This is a genomic window from Pseudomonas sp. X4, assembly GCF_040784925.1.
Lineage (GTDB): Bacteria > Pseudomonadota > Gammaproteobacteria > Pseudomonadales > Pseudomonadaceae > Aquipseudomonas > Aquipseudomonas putida_Z.
The window spans coordinates 1,568,930-1,585,487 of the sequence record NZ_CP160798.1; the positions used below are offsets into that span (position 1 = coordinate 1,568,930).

Here is a 16,558-nt window from a genome sequence, read left to right on the forward strand (position 1 = left end):
GACCTGACTTTCGGGAGCCGCCCCATGCTGGTGCACCTGTCCATTCACAACTACGCCATCGTCGAGCACCTCGACCTCGAAATCGCCCGCGGCATGTCCGTCATTACCGGCGAGACCGGTGCCGGCAAATCGATCATGCTCGACGCCCTCGGCCTGGCACTGGGCGACCGGGCCGACAGCGGCGTGGTGCGCCCCGGCACGGACAAGGCAGACATCCTCGCCACCTTCGATCTGGTGGACATCCCCGAGGCGCATGCCTGGCTGGCCGAGCGCGACCTGGACAACGACGGCCTGTGCATCCTGCGCCGGGTGATCACCGCCGAAGGCCGCAGCCGCGGCTACATCAATGGCACGCCCTGCCCGCTCGGCGACCTCAAGGCGCTGGGCGAGTTGCTGATCGATATCCACAGCCAGCACGAGCACCAGTCACTGCTCAAGACCGACACCCACCGCCGCCTGCTCGACGAGTACGCCGGCGCCGTCGACCTCGCCCGCCAGGTACAGCTGGCGGCCAAGCGCTGGAACCAGACCCGCCTGGAACTGGAGCGCCTGTCCAACTCCGGTGATGAGCAGCGCGCCCGCCATCAGCTGCTGAGCTATCAGCTGGAGGAACTGGACAACCTCGGCCTGGGCGAACACGAGCTGGAGCAGTTGGAGCAGGAACACAAGAACCTGACCAGCGCCGAAGCCCTGTTCGGCATCTGCCGCCAGGTCATCGACCAGTGCAGCGAGAGCGATTCGGGCAACGTGCTCAGCGCCCTCACCTCCAGCCTCAACCGCCTGGGTGCCGCCACCAATTCGCCAAAGGCACTGGGCGAAGCAGCCAACCTGATCGCCAGTGCGCAGATCCAGGTCGAGGAAGCCGTGGGCGAGCTCAACCGTTTTCTCGACAACTTCGACGCCGACCCCATGCGCCTGCAGGCACTGGAAGAACGCCTCGACACTATCTATACGCTGGCGCGCAAACACCGTGTGCACCCCACCGAACTGCCCCACCTGCAACAGCAGCTCATGGAAGAGCTGGAGGGCCTGAACGCCAGTGACGAGTCGATCGAGCGGCTGGGTGAAGAGCTGGCCGCCTTCGCCCAGCACTATAAAGAGAAGGCTCGCGAGCTCAGCGCACTGCGCCAACAGGCTGCCCAGCAGCTGGCAGTGGCCGTCGAGCAGGAGATCCAACGCCTGGGCATGCCCGGCGGGCGCTTCTGCATCGCACTTACCCCCAATGAGGGAGCAGATCTTTCGCCTCATGGCCTGGAGCAGATCGAGCTACTGGTCAGCGCCAACCCTGGCCAACCACTCAAGGGCCTGGCCAAGGTGGCTTCAGGTGGCGAACTGTCCCGCATCAGCCTGGCGATCCAGGTAATTACCGCGCAGACCTCACGCATTCCAACCCTGGTGTTCGACGAAGTCGACGTCGGTATCGGCGGGCCTACTGCCGAAATCGTCGGCCAACTGCTGCGCCGCCTGGGCGAACGCGGCCAGGTGCTGACCGTTACCCACCTGCCGCAGGTGGCGGCACAAGGGCATCACCACCTGTTCGTGCACAAGGTGCGCAACAGCGACACCACCCACACCGCCGTGGCCAACCTGGGCAAACGTGAGCGAGTGGAGGAAGTGGCGCGGATGCTGGGCGGCATAGACCTGACCAAGGAATCCCTGGCGCATGCGCGCAAGATGGTGGTAAGCGGCAAGGCCTGAACCCTTCTTTTTCAGGCCCATTCGCGGGTAAACCCGCTCCCACAGGATATTCACCGGACCTGAGCCTGCGCAGTACCTGTGGGAGCGGGTTTACCCGCGAAGAGGCCGGCACAAACGACACAGCTCTCTGCCTCAGAAAGCACAAAGGCGACCCGAAGGTCGCCTTTGCCATTCATAACGATAAAAAATCGTTACTTCTTTTTACGCACATACAGGACCAGATTGTGGTCCACCAGCTCGTAGCCATGCTCGGCCACGATTTCGCGCTGGCGTTTCTCGATCTCGGCATCCATGAACTCGATGACTTCACTGGTGTCCACGTTGACCATATGGTCGTGGTGACCGCCATCGGCCAGCTCGAACACCGCATGACCGCCGTCGAAGTTGTGGCGAACCACCAGACCCGCCGCTTCGAACTGGGTCAGTACGCGGTAGACGGTGGCCAGGCCCACGTCCTCGCCAGCCTCCATCAGCGCCTTGTAGACATCCTCGGCGCTCATGTGACGCTGCTCGGTGGAGTCGAGCATCTGAAGGATCTTGACTCGAGGCAGGGTCACCTTGAGACCGGCTTTGCGCAATTCGCTATTTTCAACCATGGTCAGCTTTCTCGCCGATGCTGCTTCGCAGCTTCTCTTAATACGGGTATGATCGGGGTTTACGTTGTCCAGCCAAGATAGTGGAAGTCGCCCACCGATGCAAAACACCAAGCTCTTGCTAACCAGCCTCACCCTAGTGGGACTGCTCGCACTCGCCGGTTGCTCGTTTCCCGGGGTTTACAAAATCGACATCCAGCAGGGCAATGTCGTTACGCAAGACATGATAGACCAATTGCGCCCCGGAATGACCCGCCGGCAAGTAAGGTTTATCATGGGTAACCCGCTGATCCAGGACACCTTCAACACCAACCGTTGGGATTACCTGTACAGCCTGCAGCCAGGCGGCGGCAAACGCCAGCAAGAACGCATGAGCGTGTTCTTCAACGAAAGCGACCAGTTGGTAAGCCTTTCTGGCGACTTCATGCCAGGCGTCAGCCGCGACCAGGAAATCCTCGGTGGCAGCAGCGACACCACGGTCAGCCCGGCCAACCAGCCAGAGCAACCAACCGTGCAGCCTGAAGAAAAGCCGGCCAAGCCAGGCTCGGTGGAAGAATCCATCCAGCGCGAGATCGACACCATCGAGACCACCCCGGTCCCGACTCCGGCTCCGTTGGAGACCTCGCCTCAATAAGCGGCGAGCAGATACAAAAAAGCCCGGACCTGGTCCGGGCTTTTTGTTGCCGCTTTTTCAGTCAGGCATTCAGCTGCTTGGCACGCTGGCAGAACGCATCCACCAGCGTATTGGCTGCCTGGTTGAACAGCGGGCCCAGGGTCGCGCGCACAAGCGGGCCGGCATAATCGAACGACAGGTCCAGGCTGATCTTGCAGGCCTTGTCACCCAACGGCTTGAACACCCACAGGCCATGCAACTGGGTGAACGGCCCCTCTTCCAGGTTCATCTCGATGGACTGCCCCGGCACCAGTACGTTGCGCGTGACGAAGTGCTGGCTCATGCCGCCCTTGGCAACATCGAGCTTGGCGCGCATGTGCGTGTCGCTGGCTTCGATCACCGTCGAGGCCGAGCACCAAGGCAGGAACTGCGGATAGCTGGCCACATCGTTGACCAGATCGTAAAGCGCCTGGGCGGGGTATGGCAGCAGGGCGGAGCGTTGAATATGGGTAGTCATCCAGGCATCACTTCCAAGGCTGGGTGGCGGCGCTTCGCAGCGTGCCGAAAACAGGTTCTGTCGCAAAGACAGGGGCTGTATTGTCCGGTATTCATTGCAGTGGCTCAAGCACACCGAAATCCCATAGCCGACGACGCGGCGACTGCCTATAATGCCGCCCCTATGGCTAAACAAAAGAAACATCCGACCGGGACCATCGCGCAGAACAAGAAGGCGCGACACGATTACTTCATCGAACACAAGTTCGAGGCCGGGCTGGTCCTGTCCGGCTGGGAAGTAAAAAGCCTGCGAGCCGGCAAGGCGCACCTGACTGACAGCTATGTGCTGCTGAAAGACGGTGAGGCCTGGCTGTTCGGCAGCCACATCACCCCGCTGACCACGGCCAGCACCCACGTCATCGCCGACCCCATCCGCACTCGCAAGCTGCTGCTGAACAAGCGCGAGCTCGAGCGCCTGGAAGCGGCCGTGGCGCAAAAGGGCTACACCTGCGTGGCCCTGGCGCTGTACTGGAGCAAGCACCTGATCAAGTGCGAAATCGCACTGGGCAAGGGCAAGAAGGAATTCGACAAGCGCGACACCATGCGCGAGCGCGATTCCAACCGCGAGCTGCAGCGGGCTGTGCGGAACAAGGGCAAGGAAGAGTAATACCTCTTCTTCAGCCTGCTCCGGCCTCTTCGCGGGTAAACCCGCTCCCACAGGATTAACACCGAGTTCAGATTCGGTGCAGTCTCTGTGGGAGCGGGTTTACCCGCGAAGAGGCCAGCACTGCCAGTACAAATCTCAACGCCCGCTCCGCCGCTCCGCCCGCGCCACTCGCTGCGCTTCTTCATGCGCCTCTTCCAGCACCTCCTGCACATACAGAATGTGCCGGCTGGACACTTCCCGCGCATCCTCCGCCCTGCCCTCGACTATCGCCAGGTACAGCTCCCGGTGCTGGCTGATCAGCATGTCCCGGGTCTCGGTCCGTTGCTGGTACATGCCGCCGATGTTGGTCACCACGTTGCGCTTGAGCAGGTCGAACAAGCCCCGAATGGTGTGCAGCAGCACGGCATTATGGCTGGCCTCGGCAATCGCCAGGTGGAAGCGCGCATCGGCCGCGCCCTCCTCCGCCCGGGTCACTTCGTCGGCCCTGGCATAGCAGTCCTGCAGCGCATCGAACGCCGCCTTCAGCCGCGCCCGGTCCGGCTGGGTCGCGCGCTGGGCCGCGTAGTAGGCGCAGGACGCCTCCAGGGTATGGCGGAATTCGAGCAGGTCACGCTGCGCCTCGGCACTGTGCTCGAGCAGCTGCAACAACGGGTCGCTGAAAGTGGACCCCAGGGACTCGGCGACAAAATTGCCCCCACCCTGGCGGCTGACCAGCAGCCCCTTGGCCACCAGCTTCTGGATCGCCTCACGCAGTGACGGGCGGGACACGCCGAACTGCTCGGCAAGGACGCGCTCGGCCGGCAGCCGCTGCCCCGAGGTCAGCGTGCCCTCCAGAATCATCCCTTCCAACCGATCGACAATGTCGTCGGACAGGCGCCGTTGGCGGACCTGATCAAAAACCATCACATGCTCTCCACAAACCCCCGGCAGATTTCAGGGGGCGCCTATTCTCGCCGATCCAGATCGCGCAAACACCCACCAGGCGACGATTTTCCCTGCCCACCAGGCGCCCGCTCATCGGCACGCGACCAAAGTTTTGCACGGGACAAATTGACACACCCACGAAGACGCTTTTAACCTAGCGCCCAGCCATTGTAAATTGGTCTTACCAATTATCCAATGCCAGTGCCTGACCAACAACAATTAGGGGCCACCCCATATGCAAACCTGGCAACAAATCTATAGTCCGCTTGGTAGTCTTGGCCTGTCCGCACTGGCGGCGGTCATTCCCATCGTCTTCTTCTTCCTTGCCCTCGCCGTGTTCCGCCTCAAAGGCCACGTGGCCGGCAGCATCACCCTCGCATTGTCGATCCTGGTGGCGATCTTCGCCTTCCAGATGCCTGTCGACATGGCATTCGCCGCTGCGGGTTATGGCTTCCTCTACGGCCTCTGGCCGATTGCCTGGATCATCGTTGCCGCGGTGTTCCTGTACAAACTCACGGTCAAGAGCGGCCAGTTCGAAGTGATCCGCAGCTCGGTGCTGTCGATTACCGATGACCAGCGCCTGCAAGTGCTGCTGATCGGCTTCTGCTTCGGTGCCTTCCTGGAAGGTGCGGCAGGCTTTGGCGCACCGGTGGCAATCACTGCCGCGCTGCTGGTGGGCCTGGGCTTCAACCCCCTGTACGCCGCCGGCCTGTGCCTGATCGCCAACACCGCGCCAGTGGCCTTCGGCGCCCTGGGCATCCCGATCATCGTGGCCGGCCAGGTCACCGGCATCGACGCCTTCCACATCGGCGCCATGACCGGTCGCCAGCTGCCGCTGCTGTCGCTGTTCGTGCCGTTCTGGCTGGTATTCATGATGGACGGCCTGCGTGGCGTGAAAGAAACCTGGCCTGCCGCCCTGGTCGCCGGCCTGAGCTTCGCCGTCACCCAGTACTTCACCTCGAACTTCATCGGCCCGGAGCTGCCGGACATCACCTCGGCCCTGGCCAGCCTGATCGCCCTGACCCTGTTCCTGAAAGTCTGGCAGCCCAAGCGTTCGTTCGCCGAAGCCAAAGGCAGCGTCGGCGCCGCCGTGGTTCAGCCAAGCGGCAGCCAGCCAAGCCCCTACAGCTTTGGCGAGATCTTCAAAGCCTGGTCGCCGTTCCTGATCCTCACCGTGCTGGTCACCATCTGGACCCTGAAACCGTTCAAGGCGGCCTTCGCCCCGGGCGGCGCGATGTACAACTTCGTGTTCAACTTCGCCATCCCGCACCTCGACCAACTGGTGATCAAGACCGCACCGATCGTCGCTGCGCCAACCGCCATGCCAGCGGTGTTCAAGCTCGACCCGATCTCTGCCACCGGCACCGCGATCTTCCTCTCGGCGCTGATCTCCATGGCCGTGCTGAAGATCAATTTCAAAACTGGTCTGACCACTTTCAAGGAAACCTTCTGGGAGCTGCGCTGGCCAATCCTGTCGATCGGCATGGTGCTGGCCTTCGCCTTCGTCACCAACTACTCGGGCATGTCCTCGACCATGGCCCTGGTGCTGGCCGGTACCGGTGCCGCGTTCCCGTTCTTCTCGCCGTTCCTCGGCTGGCTGGGCGTGTTCCTGACCGGTTCCGACACCTCGTCCAACGCCCTGTTCAGCTCGCTGCAGGCCACCACTGCGCACCAGATCGGGGTCAACGACACTCTGCTGGTAGCGGCCAACACCAGCGGCGGCGTGACCGGCAAAATGATCTCGCCGCAATCGATCGCCGTGGCTTGCGCCGCCACCGGCCTGGTTGGCAAGGAATCCGACCTGTTCCGCTTCACCGTCAAGCACAGCCTGTTCTTCGCCACCATCGTCGGCCTGATCACCCTGATCCAGGCCTACTGGCTGACCGGCATGCTGGTTCATCACTAAAGTGAAAGGGGCCGGGTGCCATCGCGCGCCCGGCAATCCCCACACGCAACGCTGCGAGAATCCATGATCATTTCCGCCTCTACCGACTATCGCGCCGCGGCCCAACGCAAGCTGCCTCCCTTCCTGTTCCACTATGCCGACGGCGGCGCCTACGCCGAGCACACCCTGCGCCACAACGTCTCGGACCTGGCCAGCATTGCCCTGCGTCAGCGCGTGCTGAAGAACATGTCCGAGCTCAGCCTTCAGACCAGACTGTTCGACGAAACCCTGAGCATGCCGGTGGCCCTTGCCCCGGTCGGCCTCACCGGCATGTACGCCCGCCGTGGTGAAGTGCAGGCGGCGCGCGCAGCGGCTGCCCACGGTATTCCGTTCACCATGTCCACCGTGTCGGTGTGCCCGATCGAAGAAGTGGCCCCGGCCATCGACCGGCCGATGTGGTTCCAGCTGTACGTGCTCAAGGACCGCGGCTTCATGCGCAACGCGCTGGAGCGGGCCAAGGCCGCCGGGGTAAAGACCCTGGTGTTCACCGTCGACATGCCGACCCCCGGCGCCCGCTACCGCGATGCCCACTCTGGCATGAGCGGCAAGAACGGCCCGCTGCGCCGCGTGCTGCAAGCCATGACCCATCCCGAGTGGGCGTGGGATGTCGGCGTGATGGGGCGCCCGCACGACCTCGGCAACATTTCCACCTACCGTGGCAACCCCACCGGCCTTGCCGACTACATCGGCTGGCTGGCCAACAACTTCGACCCGTCGATCTCCTGGAAAGACCTGGAGTGGATCCGCGAGTTCTGGGACGGCCCGATGATCATCAAGGGCATCCTCGATGCCGATGACGCCCGCGATGCGGTCAGGTTCGGCGCCGACGGCATCGTCGTGTCCAACCACGGCGGCCGCCAGCTCGACGGCGTGCTGTCCAGCGCCCGTGCCCTGCCGGCAATTGCCGATGCGGTCAAAGGTGACCTGAAGATCCTCGCCGACTCCGGCATCCGTAGCGGCCTCGACGTGGTGCGCATGATCGCTCTGGGCGCCGATACCGTACTGATCGGCCGCGCCTTCCTCTACGCCCTTGCCGTGCACGGCCAGGCCGGGGTGAAGAACCTGCTGGAGCTGTTCGAGAAGGAAATGCGCGTAGCGATGGTGCTGACCGGCGCCAAGTCGATCAGCGAAATCACCCGCGACTCGCTGGTACGCGAACTGGGCGCCTGAACGCCCGCAAGAACGACCGCCTGATTGACCCGGGGCATGTGGCGCACAGACGCCACGGCCCCGCGAGGAGACTGCATGAGCCTGCCTGCCGCGTTCCTGCGTGATGCCGAGCGCCTGATCCCCGCCGAACGCCGCTTCGACGACCCCACCTCCACCCTGGCCTTCGGCACCGACGCCAGCTTCTACCGGCTGATCCCCAAGCTGGTGGTGCGCGTCGAGTCCGAAGACGAAGTGGTCGGCCTGATCAAACTGGCCCAGCGCGAGCGGGTGCCGGTCACCTTCCGCGCCGCCGGCACCAGCCTGTCCGGCCAGGCCATCAGCGACTCGGTGCTGATCGTGCTGGGCGATAACTGGAACGGCCGCGAAATCCGCGGCCAAGGCGAGCAGATCCGCCTGCAGCCCGGCGTCATCGGCGCCCAGGCCAATGCCTGGCTGGCCCCCTTCGGGCGCAAGATCGGCCCCGACCCGGCCTCGATCAACGCCTGCAAGATCGGCGGCATCGTCGCCAACAACGCCAGCGGCATGTGCTGCGGCACCGCGCAGAACACCTACCACACCCTGGCCGGCCTGCGCCTGGTGCTGGCCGACGGCACGCGCCTGGACAGCGAAGACCCGGCCAGCGTCGCCGCGTTCGAGGCCAGCCACGCCGACCTGCTGGAAGCACTGGCCCGCCTGGGCCGCGAGACCCGCGCCAACACTGCACTCGCCGAGCGCATCCGGCACAAATACCGGCTGAAGAACACCACCGGCCTGTCGCTGAACGCACTGGTGGACTACGACCAACCGCTGGATATCCTGCAGCACCTGCTGGTCGGTTCCGAAGGCACCTTGGGCTTCATCAGTGCTGTCACCTATGACACCGTGCCCGACCACCCGCACAAGGCCAGCGCCCTGCTGGTGTTCCCCAGCGTGGAAAGCTGCTGCCGCGCGGTAACCGTACTCAAGCGCCAGCCGGTCTCGGCCGTGGAGCTGCTCGACCGCCGCAGCCTGCGCTCGGTGCAGAACATGCCCGGCATGCCACTGTGGGTAAAAGGCCTGTCGGACAATGCCTGCGCCCTGCTGATCGAGTCCCGCGCCGCCAGCCAGAGCCTGCTGCATGAACAGCTGCAACAGGTGATGACCTCGATCGCCGACTTCCCGCTGGAACAGCAGGTGGACTTCAGCGAAGACCCGGCCGTGTACAACCAGCTGTGGAAAATCCGCAAGGACACCTTCCCCGCCGTCGGCGCCGTGCGCCAGACCGGCACCACAGTCATCATCGAAGACGTCACCTTCCCCATCGAGCAGCTGGCCGAAGGCGTCAACCGCCTGATCCGGCTGTTCGACAAGCACCGCTACGACGAAGCGATCATTTTCGGCCATGCCCTGGAAGGCAACCTGCACTTCGTCTTCACCCAGGGCTTCAACAGTGCCGAGGAAGTCGCCCGATACCAGGCCTTCATGGACGATGTGGCGCAACTGGTGGCGGTGGAGTTCGGCGGCTCGCTCAAGGCCGAGCACGGCACCGGGCGCAACATGGCACCGTTCGTGGAGCTGGAATGGGGCCATGACGCCTACCAACTGATGTGGAAGCTGAAGCGCCTGCTCGACCCCAATGGCATTCTCAACCCCGACGTGGTGCTGAGCGAAGACCCCGACATCCACCTGAAGAACCTCAAGCCGCTGCCCGCTGCCGACGAGATCGTCGACAAGTGCATCGAGTGCGGCTTCTGCGAACCGGTGTGCCCGTCCAAAGGACTGACCCTCAGCCCGCGCCAGCGCATCGTCATGTGGCGTGACATCCAGGCCAAACAGCGCGCCGGCATCGACACCCGCGAACTGCGCCAGACCTACCAGTACCAGGGCATCGACACCTGCGCCGCCACCGGCCTGTGCGCCCAGCGCTGCCCGGTCGGCATCAACACCGGCGAACTGGTGAAGAAACTGCGCAGCCAGGCCGCCGAGCACGAAAAAACCGCCGACTGGCTGGCCGAACACTTCCACACCGCCCTGGGCGGCGCGCGCCTGACCCTGACCGCCGCCAACACAGCACGCAAGCTGCTCGGCGCTCCACGCCTGGGCCGCCTGAGCGCCTCGCTGAACAAAGCCAGCAAAGGCCGCCTGCCACAGTGGACCCCGGCGATGCCACAACCCCTGCGCCCACTGGACTTCGGCCAGGCCAGCAACGACGCCCGCCCTCGCGTGGTGTACCTGGCCGCCTGCGTCTCGCGGGTGATGGGCCCGGCCTATGCCGACCGCGAGCAAAGCTCGCTGCTGGACAAGACCCGCGCCCTGCTGGAAAAGGCCGGTTACCAGGTGGTGTTCCCCGACAACGCCGACAGCCTGTGCTGCGGCCAGCCGTTCGCCTCCAAGGGCTATCCCGAGCAGGCCGAGCACAAACGCCAGGAACTGATTGCCGCCCTGCTGCACGCAAGCCGCGGCGGCCTCGACCCGATCTACTGCGACACCAGCCCCTGCACCCTGCGCCTGGTGCAAGACCTGAGCGACACCCGGCTGGACCTGTACGACCCGGTGCGCTTCATCCGCACCCACCTGCTCGAGCGCCTGGAGTTCACCCCCCAGGACGAACCAGTGGCCGTGCATGTGACCTGCAGCACCCAGCACCTGGGCGAAAGCCAGGCGCTGATCGATTTGGCGCGGCGTTGCAGCAAACAGGTGGTGATCCCGGAGGGCATACACTGCTGCGGCTTTGCCGGTGACAAAGGCTTCACCACCCCCGAACTCAACGCCCACTCGCTGCGCAGCCTGAAGGATGCGGTGCAGTATTGCAGCGAAGGCATTTCCACAAGCCGCACCTGCGAGATCGGCCTGTCCAGCCATAGCGGCATCGACTACCACGGGCTGGTCTACCTGGTAGACCGCGTCACCCGGCCGCGTAGCATCTGACCGTTTAATGCAAAACCTGATAGCTGCCGCAACCCCTGTGGGAGCGGGCAAGCCCGCGAACACCGGCGCAGCCGGTGCCATACACCGCATAGCCTGCTTCGCGGGCACGCCCGCTCCCACAGGTACCGCGCCGGCTTTGGGCCCACGCTGTACCTGTGGGAGCGGCTTCAGCCGCGAACACCGGCAAAGCCGGTGCCATCCCGATTGAACCCCCGCCAATCCCCCACAGTCCACCCTTACAGGCCCACCTTCCAGAGGCCCAGAAGGAGACTCCCATGAAAGGTACCGCGCTTTCGGCCCTGTTCGCGGCCGCCACCCTGCTGGCTTCGCCGGTATTCGCCGCCGAAGACCTCTGCACCGCCAACCTGCAAAAGATCGACGACAGCATGGCCACCGCCGGCGCCACCTCCGAAGGCCTGGACAAGGCCATCACCGAGCACGTCGACAAAGCCAAGGCTGCCCAAGCCTCGGGCGACACCAAGGAATGCATCGCCATTACCAGCAAAGTCCTGGAGCGCCTGGAAAAAACCGAGAAAGGCAGCGGCACCAGCGGCGGCGGTAGCGGCGCGTGAGCCCAAAAGCGGGCGACCGGACCGGCTGTCGACGTCGCCCGCGCAATGGCGTATACTCCGCCTCACGTACCGTAAGGTGCGTTAGCCAAGAGCTAGTGTGGGGCCGATCAGGATTCGACGCCGGTAGCGAAACTCTAGGTGCATGCCGAGTTGGTAACAGAACTCGTAAATCCACTGTTGCAACTTTCTATAGTTGCCAATGACGAAAACTTCGAGGCGGAGTACGCTCTCGCTGCGTAAGCAGCCGAGCCCGACCTTCTGGTAGCTTCGGCTCCAGCAATCATCAGGGGATGCCTGTAAACCCGAAATGATTGTCATACAGAACAGGATCGTCGTGTAGCACGTTGGGGGCAAAGCGACTAAAACTTACCCAACTCGTCCAAAGCACCCTGCCCGTCGGGCGGCTGCGGATTAACTCAGTAGACACGGCTAAGCATGTAGTACCGACAGCGGAGTACTGGCGGACGGGGGTTCAAATCCCCCCGGCTCCACCAAATTCCAAAGAAGAAGGCGCCCTCGGGCGTCTTTTTTTGTGCCTGGGTTTTGGGGTGCGCGAGCCCCAAAATCAGATTTCACCCCTTCCGTGTAGGGCGTTTCCCAAAGATACTCCCAACGCCTGTTTTCCGTTGCGGTCGTTTTTTCAGCGTTCTAGGCTCGGTGGGTCGTTGCTCATCAACGGCATGACTTTGACAGGTCGCGACGGTAAACAACAAAACGGCTCGTCGTTATGGCGGCTGTACGTGCGGGCACGCTTGCGTGCGCCGGAACTTGTTGTTTCCGCCGGTCTGTCAACCCGCGTACAGCTGCCACCCTCTGTTTGACAGCAGATGGTGACGGCCCTGAAATGGAAGCAATCATGTTGAAGATAGTCCCCGATCCACCCCACCATCTCCATTCCCTAGAAGACACCATCATGTTGGCCTCGGACTACGCGCTCTGTGCAGAAGCCGTAGCGCAGCAGGCAATGCTGATGCAGCCGCGATCGCCAGCGTCACTGTTGATCATGGCGTCGATGCACGAGCTTGAAGCCCTGCGCAAATTACTCGAATCAGCGCTGGCGCAAATACACAAACCAGCGGGCCCGCAAGCCGTGCACTGAATCACTACCAGGGAGATCGATCAATGGCCAACGAAGACACCCAATGCACAGTCGGTAAAACCATCTTCTACCAAGGTGAAAACCAGACCCATCCACTGTTCCGCATCGAACCCGGCATACCTTGCCAGAACGCCCGTGAACAAGCCTCGGAACTGATGGGCTACGCGCGGGACCTGACCATCGACGGCCTGATGGAAGACAAACCGAAGCTGATCTGGGCCGCGCACTACCTCTGCGCCTTGGGCAAAGCACTGCTGGATGATGCCGAACTCGGCATGATGCGCTGAACACCCCACTGCCCTTCCCCGTGCTCGGCCAACCTCAAAAACGGACTTCGCCCAACAGATACGGGGGTCAAAGGACGAATGGTCGAAATGTGTCAGGCACGGGGAATTGCTGGGAGTTTTTTGCCACTACTGGCGTTTCAGCCAAGCGCGTTCGTCGTGGTGAAATGAACTTCACTTTCTCGGCGTGTCAGATTAGGTCCTTGTCAAGCGAACTTCATTAGAGGTACAGCCTTATGAGCATGGCCACAATTGTAAGTGCCGTGATTTCCAGTCTCGCACCAAGTGTCTTTGACCATAACAGCCTGCAAGAACCCGGCGCGCATATCTCTGCCGTCGAATACCACTACGGGATGAACATCGATGTGAAACGCGTATTGCAACGCACCGATACAACCGACAAGACCGGTGTGGTACCGGTAACCGTAGTTTATGAAGACAGCAAGGGCGAGATTCACAAGATCCGCTTCCTCGAATGGGGTGGAAGCCCCGCAGCTCCTACTGGCGTGGCCTGATCCGCCCAACGTTAAAGCCCCCCCCCAGAAACGGAAGTCAAACCTCATACGCATTCAGTGCGAATGATGTTTCCATCACTCGAAAACGGACATGAGCGAATGATTAAAAGTTCATTCGCGAGAAACACCATTATCTTGAAAACCTAGCCCTGCAAGTTAATAACCGGAAATAGCAGAAATTCAATTACAGCCAACAACAGCACACTCTAGCCAAACAGTGCTGGGTGTCATGCTGAGCAGTTCACAAAGTTTTACTTGAGGATATCCAGATGAAAACCATGAAAGTTCTCTTCGTTGCCGCCGCCCTGACCGCTTCTACTCTGTCGATGGCCTCCGGCGGTGGTGATCGGACCTTCGCACGCATGGAGTCAGCCCGCAAAGCCTCGATGCAGGCCTTCCAGCTCGCAGAGAAACAGAAAGCAGAAGCCGCTGTAGCTGAAAGCAAAGCCAAGCCAGCCAATGACGCCAAGGGCTAATCGATATAGCGCGTCCTCCAGCCTGGCCATATGGCAGGCGTTGTCGATCCATGCCGTCAGCACCAACGCATGAACATATGCCGCTAGGGTCGGTACGCAGTGATCGGGGACAGGGGGACGCTCTGCGTGGCTTGGCCATCTGGGCAAACATTGTTCAACGCTCAAAGCCTTCAGCTAATCGGGGCGCGAATACTGCTGGGGTATCGCGCCCATCATTGGGGCAACTTACCCCGAAGTCGGGGAGTGGAACATCGCGTTCAGCTACCCGGATAAGCCAGTTCGATCTGCTGATCGAACTCCCCGCCAACCCCACAATACTCCCGCGGAATGCGCTCGATATCTTCGGCTACCTGCGCAATCACCTGGTGCAGTTCCAAGCGCTCGAGCCAGCGGCCAGGAATAGCGGCAGCACCATGTTGCGCACCCAGCAAGTGCCCGACGACCAGCCCCGTGCTGCTGCTGTCGCCGCTGTGATTCACCGCCATGGCTACCCCTTCCTCGAGTGACCGAGCTGTCAGCGCACACCACAACCCAACCGCCAGTACCTGGTCTGCGACCCAAGCAGCGCCAAAATCGTCAATGCGTTGCGGGGTGGGTGCATAGCCCTCGTAATAGAAGAACAGCACGCGCTCGATCAGGCTGCGCGTTTCCTCCATGCCAGGCACCTGCCCGTACCTGGCCAGGCTCTGAGTCACGGCGTGCTCCACGCTATCTTGTCGATCGACAATGCGCTGGAGAATGTCGGCGAACAGCCCTGCTGCCAGGTAACCGGTCGGATGCCCGTGCGTCAGTCGCCCGGACTGCGCTGCGTAGTCAAATGCATGGGCAAAGAATGCACAGGGTGCAACCCGTACCAGGGCACCGCAGCCCTTGCTGTTGTTTTCGCCAACCGCACCCAGCCGCCCGCTGCTCTTGAGCGCATTCAGGCAAGTTGCGTCGGGGGCGCGGCGGGACCAGAGCTCCACGTGCTTGATCAGCCAGCCATCCGTTGTCACCGGTATCGTCGAGGGGTAATCCTGTGTCATCAGCCAGCGCAGCAACGCGTGATGAATAATGCTGGGAACATGACAGGGCTGCCGTGAACTCCCAAGCACATAAGCCCGCAGCAAACCTTCAGCGGTGAACAGCATCATCTGTGTATCGTCGCTGATCGCACCGGTGATGCCGTAGGCCGGGGCAAGATCAATGATGCCCTGCGCGCCGAACCTGGCCTTGATCACAGGCCACTCGAGAAACTCCACGGGGGCGCCAAGCGCGTCTCCCACTGCGCCACCCAGCAGGCAGCCTTTGATCCGTTCAAGTCTGTTCATGTCTTCCCTTGTCACTCTTCTGCAGAGACCAGGTTCTGCAAAAGCACCAGCTTGCTTTGCAGCTGCGCGATGTGCGCTTTGTCGGCACGCTGTGCCGCACGTAGCTCCCGGTTTTCCATCTCCCATATCCGCGCCCAACGCGCGTCCTGGCGACAGGCGAAAACCAGGTGCCAGATTTCTCGCAACCGCAAGTACTGCATCAGGAGCAACACCAGGATCACCCCGATCAACACCAACGCTCCTGTTGAAACCGCTTCAGACATGGTCATGTCCACTTCCTTTCGTGACTTCAATTTATTTCGAAGACAGGAACACGATATGTAGTGTTTAGTGACAGGTCTAGAATGTAGACTTATACAGGTAAAGTTATCGCGCACATGGAGAGGGTATGAAACGCAAGCAATCCATCGAGCAGGTACGCTGGGACCTGGCACTTCGCTATCGCTTGATCGAGACCGTTGCCTGGTGGGAAGGCCGGCTGACCACGGGCCACCTGATGCAGAGCTTTGGCATCAGCCGCCAGCAGGCGTCGAAGGACATCAATACCTACATCACCGAACATGCGCCCAAAAACTTGACATATGACAAGCAGCTCAAGGGCTATGTACCAAGCAAGCAGTTCAAGCCGCTGTTCATCGACGACAGCGCCAGCGCCTACCTGCACCTGCTTTATCAGAACAATGAGCGGGCCCCGCACATCGACGGGTTGGCACTGGCCTATGCGCATACCCGGGTGCTGGAAGTGCCGGACCGGCCTATTCGCCCGGAAGTGCTGCGCCCCTTGCTCAAGGCCTGCCGTGAAGGTTTGCGCCTGGAAACCGAATACGTGTCCTTCAACACCCCCAACGTGGAAGTGCGCCTCATCGCCCCGCACACGCTGGTCTACACCGGCATGCGCTGGCACGTGAGGGCTTACTGCGAAAAGAACGGCCAGTATCGCGACTTCGTCCTCAGCCGCCTGCGTGGGCAGCCAGACTTGCTCGACCAATCGCCGAACACCCGCGAGCAGGATGAAGACTGGAATGTCGAGGTGCCGGTCATCTTCGAACCTGACGGGCGATTGAACGCGGCGCAGAAGGCAATCATCGAAACCGACTTCGGCATGACGCAGGGACAATTGGTGGTGCCCAGCCGCAGGGCGCTGGTGAAGTACGTGTTGCAGCGATATCAGATCGACCACCGCAACCTGGCGATACTTCCCGAGGCCCAGCAACTGGTGGTGAGCAACCTCCAGGAACTGCAGCCGTGGTTGATGAAGTACTGACGCACGGATCTTGGGGCAAGGAGCTTGATACCCCCGGGTCGCGGGCC

At 62.0% G+C, this 16,558-nt stretch carries 17 protein-coding genes and 1 other RNA gene; 13 read left to right on the top strand and 5 right to left on the bottom strand.

The genetic code is table 11. From position 1 onward, the window contains the following. The first annotated feature begins 24 nt into the window (after positions 1–24). Positions 25–1,698, top strand: a complete 1,674-nt coding sequence (gene recN, locus ABX298_RS06870; RefSeq protein WP_025340710.1) for a DNA repair protein RecN — start codon at positions 25–27, stop codon at positions 1,696–1,698. Between the two features lie 191 nt (positions 1,699–1,889). Here the strand turns inward: recN and fur are convergent, their stop codons facing one another. Next, a complete protein-coding gene (gene fur, locus ABX298_RS06875) occupies positions 1,890–2,294 on the bottom strand; it encodes a ferric iron uptake transcriptional regulator (protein WP_012274258.1) in 405 nt (134 codons plus the stop codon). Positions 2,295–2,391: 97 nt separating this feature from the next. Between fur and ABX298_RS06880 the strand changes: the two genes are divergently transcribed. Continuing rightward, on the top strand, positions 2,392–2,925 hold the full coding sequence (locus tag ABX298_RS06880) for an outer membrane protein assembly factor BamE (RefSeq protein ID WP_025340711.1): 534 nt from the start codon (positions 2,392–2,394) through the stop codon (positions 2,923–2,925). A 61-nt stretch (positions 2,926–2,986) separates the two neighbouring features. On the opposite strand, the gene ABX298_RS06885 is transcribed toward ABX298_RS06880, so the two are convergent. After that, positions 2,987–3,421 (bottom strand): type II toxin-antitoxin system RatA family toxin, encoded by a 435-nt coding sequence (locus tag ABX298_RS06885; protein ID WP_025340712.1) that lies wholly within the window; start codon positions 3,419–3,421, stop codon positions 2,987–2,989. A gap of 162 nt (positions 3,422–3,583) precedes the next feature. Between ABX298_RS06885 and smpB the strand changes: the two genes are divergently transcribed. Next, positions 3,584–4,066 carry an SsrA-binding protein SmpB gene (gene smpB, locus ABX298_RS06890; protein WP_013974300.1) on the top strand — a complete coding sequence of 161 codons (483 nt, stop codon included), beginning with the start codon at positions 3,584–3,586 and terminating at the stop codon, positions 4,064–4,066. 135 nt (positions 4,067–4,201) lie between these two features. Here smpB and ABX298_RS06895 read toward each other — a convergent pair whose 3' ends face one another. Then, the gene (locus tag ABX298_RS06895) at positions 4,202–4,969 is read right to left on the bottom strand and encodes an FCD domain-containing protein (RefSeq protein ID WP_013974301.1); all 768 of its coding nucleotides are present in this window, start codon (positions 4,967–4,969) and stop codon (positions 4,202–4,204) included. A 256-nt stretch (positions 4,970–5,225) separates the two neighbouring features. Here ABX298_RS06895 and ABX298_RS06900 point away from each other — a divergent pair, with 256 nt between their 5' ends. From ABX298_RS06900 to ABX298_RS06940, 9 genes are all read left to right on the top strand, one after another. Then, complete coding sequence (locus ABX298_RS06900; protein ID WP_015271872.1) at positions 5,226–6,896, top strand: lactate permease LctP family transporter; 1,671 nt, start codon at positions 5,226–5,228, stop codon at positions 6,894–6,896. A gap of 63 nt (positions 6,897–6,959) precedes the next feature. Continuing rightward, positions 6,960–8,105: an FMN-dependent L-lactate dehydrogenase LldD gene (gene lldD / locus ABX298_RS06905; RefSeq protein WP_025340713.1), complete on the top strand. Its 1,146-nt coding sequence runs from the start codon at positions 6,960–6,962 to the stop codon at positions 8,103–8,105. 75 nt (positions 8,106–8,180) lie between these two features. Continuing rightward, a complete protein-coding gene (locus tag ABX298_RS06910) occupies positions 8,181–10,991 on the top strand; it encodes an FAD-binding and (Fe-S)-binding domain-containing protein (protein ID WP_367394206.1) in 2,811 nt (936 codons plus the stop codon). A 275-nt stretch (positions 10,992–11,266) separates the two neighbouring features. After that, positions 11,267–11,563, top strand: coding sequence for a hypothetical protein (locus tag ABX298_RS06915; RefSeq protein ID WP_013974305.1), 297 nt, complete (start codon positions 11,267–11,269; stop codon positions 11,561–11,563). Positions 11,564–11,662: 99 nt separating this feature from the next. Continuing rightward, positions 11,663–12,057: a transfer-messenger RNA gene (ssrA, locus tag ABX298_RS06920) on the top strand. A gap of 362 nt (positions 12,058–12,419) precedes the next feature. Beyond that, positions 12,420–12,662 carry a hypothetical protein gene (locus ABX298_RS06925; protein ID WP_025340715.1) on the top strand — a complete coding sequence of 81 codons (243 nt, stop codon included), beginning with the start codon at positions 12,420–12,422 and terminating at the stop codon, positions 12,660–12,662. Between the two features lie 23 nt (positions 12,663–12,685). Further along, complete coding sequence (locus ABX298_RS06930) at positions 12,686–12,949, top strand: DUF3077 domain-containing protein (protein WP_025340716.1); 264 nt, start codon at positions 12,686–12,688, stop codon at positions 12,947–12,949. A gap of 233 nt (positions 12,950–13,182) precedes the next feature. Next, positions 13,183–13,461, top strand: coding sequence for a DUF2790 domain-containing protein (locus tag ABX298_RS06935; protein WP_075046435.1), 279 nt, complete (start codon positions 13,183–13,185; stop codon positions 13,459–13,461). A 269-nt stretch (positions 13,462–13,730) separates the two neighbouring features. After that, entirely contained in the window at positions 13,731–13,937 is a 207-nt protein-coding gene (locus tag ABX298_RS06940) for a co-regulatory protein PtrA N-terminal domain-containing protein (protein ID WP_367394207.1), read from the top strand. Positions 13,938–14,194: 257 nt separating this feature from the next. Here the strand turns inward: ABX298_RS06940 and ABX298_RS06945 are convergent, their stop codons facing one another. Both ABX298_RS06945 and ABX298_RS06950 read right to left on the bottom strand, forming a co-directional pair. Beyond that, positions 14,195–15,247 carry an ADP-ribosylglycohydrolase family protein gene (locus ABX298_RS06945; RefSeq protein ID WP_367394471.1) on the bottom strand — a complete coding sequence of 351 codons (1,053 nt, stop codon included), beginning with the start codon at positions 15,245–15,247 and terminating at the stop codon, positions 14,195–14,197. Between the two features lie 11 nt (positions 15,248–15,258). After that, positions 15,259–15,516 (bottom strand): hypothetical protein, encoded by a 258-nt coding sequence (locus ABX298_RS06950; RefSeq protein ID WP_367394208.1) that lies wholly within the window; start codon positions 15,514–15,516, stop codon positions 15,259–15,261. Positions 15,517–15,635: 119 nt separating this feature from the next. Here ABX298_RS06950 and ABX298_RS06955 point away from each other — a divergent pair, with 119 nt between their 5' ends. Then, a complete protein-coding gene (locus ABX298_RS06955; protein ID WP_075046437.1) occupies positions 15,636–16,511 on the top strand; it encodes a WYL domain-containing protein in 876 nt (291 codons plus the stop codon). The last annotated feature ends 47 nt before the right edge of the window (positions 16,512–16,558 follow it).

Bases quoted from the DNA above. Each gene is read 5' to 3' on its own strand.
- recN (WP_025340710.1), top strand. From the start codon at position 25: ATGCTGGTGCACCTGTCCATTCACAACTACGCCATCGTCGAGCACCTC.
- fur (WP_012274258.1), bottom strand. From the start codon at position 2,294: ATGGTTGAAAATAGCGAATTGCGCAAAGCCGGTCTCAAGGTGACCCTG.
- ABX298_RS06880 (WP_025340711.1), top strand. From the start codon at position 2,392: ATGCAAAACACCAAGCTCTTGCTAACCAGCCTCACCCTAGTGGGACTG.
- ABX298_RS06885 (WP_025340712.1), bottom strand. From the start codon at position 3,421: ATGACTACCCATATTCAACGCTCCGCCCTGCTGCCATACCCCGCCCAG.
- smpB (WP_013974300.1), top strand. From the start codon at position 3,584: ATGGCTAAACAAAAGAAACATCCGACCGGGACCATCGCGCAGAACAAG.
- ABX298_RS06895 (WP_013974301.1), bottom strand. From the start codon at position 4,969: ATGGTTTTTGATCAGGTCCGCCAACGGCGCCTGTCCGACGACATTGTC.
- ABX298_RS06900 (WP_015271872.1), top strand. From the start codon at position 5,226: ATGCAAACCTGGCAACAAATCTATAGTCCGCTTGGTAGTCTTGGCCTG.
- lldD (WP_025340713.1), top strand. From the start codon at position 6,960: ATGATCATTTCCGCCTCTACCGACTATCGCGCCGCGGCCCAACGCAAG.
- ABX298_RS06910 (WP_367394206.1), top strand. From the start codon at position 8,181: ATGAGCCTGCCTGCCGCGTTCCTGCGTGATGCCGAGCGCCTGATCCCC.
- ABX298_RS06915 (WP_013974305.1), top strand. From the start codon at position 11,267: ATGAAAGGTACCGCGCTTTCGGCCCTGTTCGCGGCCGCCACCCTGCTG.
- ABX298_RS06925 (WP_025340715.1), top strand. From the start codon at position 12,420: ATGTTGAAGATAGTCCCCGATCCACCCCACCATCTCCATTCCCTAGAA.
- ABX298_RS06930 (WP_025340716.1), top strand. From the start codon at position 12,686: ATGGCCAACGAAGACACCCAATGCACAGTCGGTAAAACCATCTTCTAC.
- ABX298_RS06935 (WP_075046435.1), top strand. From the start codon at position 13,183: ATGAGCATGGCCACAATTGTAAGTGCCGTGATTTCCAGTCTCGCACCA.
- ABX298_RS06940 (WP_367394207.1), top strand. From the start codon at position 13,731: ATGAAAACCATGAAAGTTCTCTTCGTTGCCGCCGCCCTGACCGCTTCT.
- ABX298_RS06945 (WP_367394471.1), bottom strand. From the start codon at position 15,247: ATGAACAGACTTGAACGGATCAAAGGCTGCCTGCTGGGTGGCGCAGTG.
- ABX298_RS06950 (WP_367394208.1), bottom strand. From the start codon at position 15,516: ATGACCATGTCTGAAGCGGTTTCAACAGGAGCGTTGGTGTTGATCGGG.
- ABX298_RS06955 (WP_075046437.1), top strand. From the start codon at position 15,636: ATGAAACGCAAGCAATCCATCGAGCAGGTACGCTGGGACCTGGCACTT.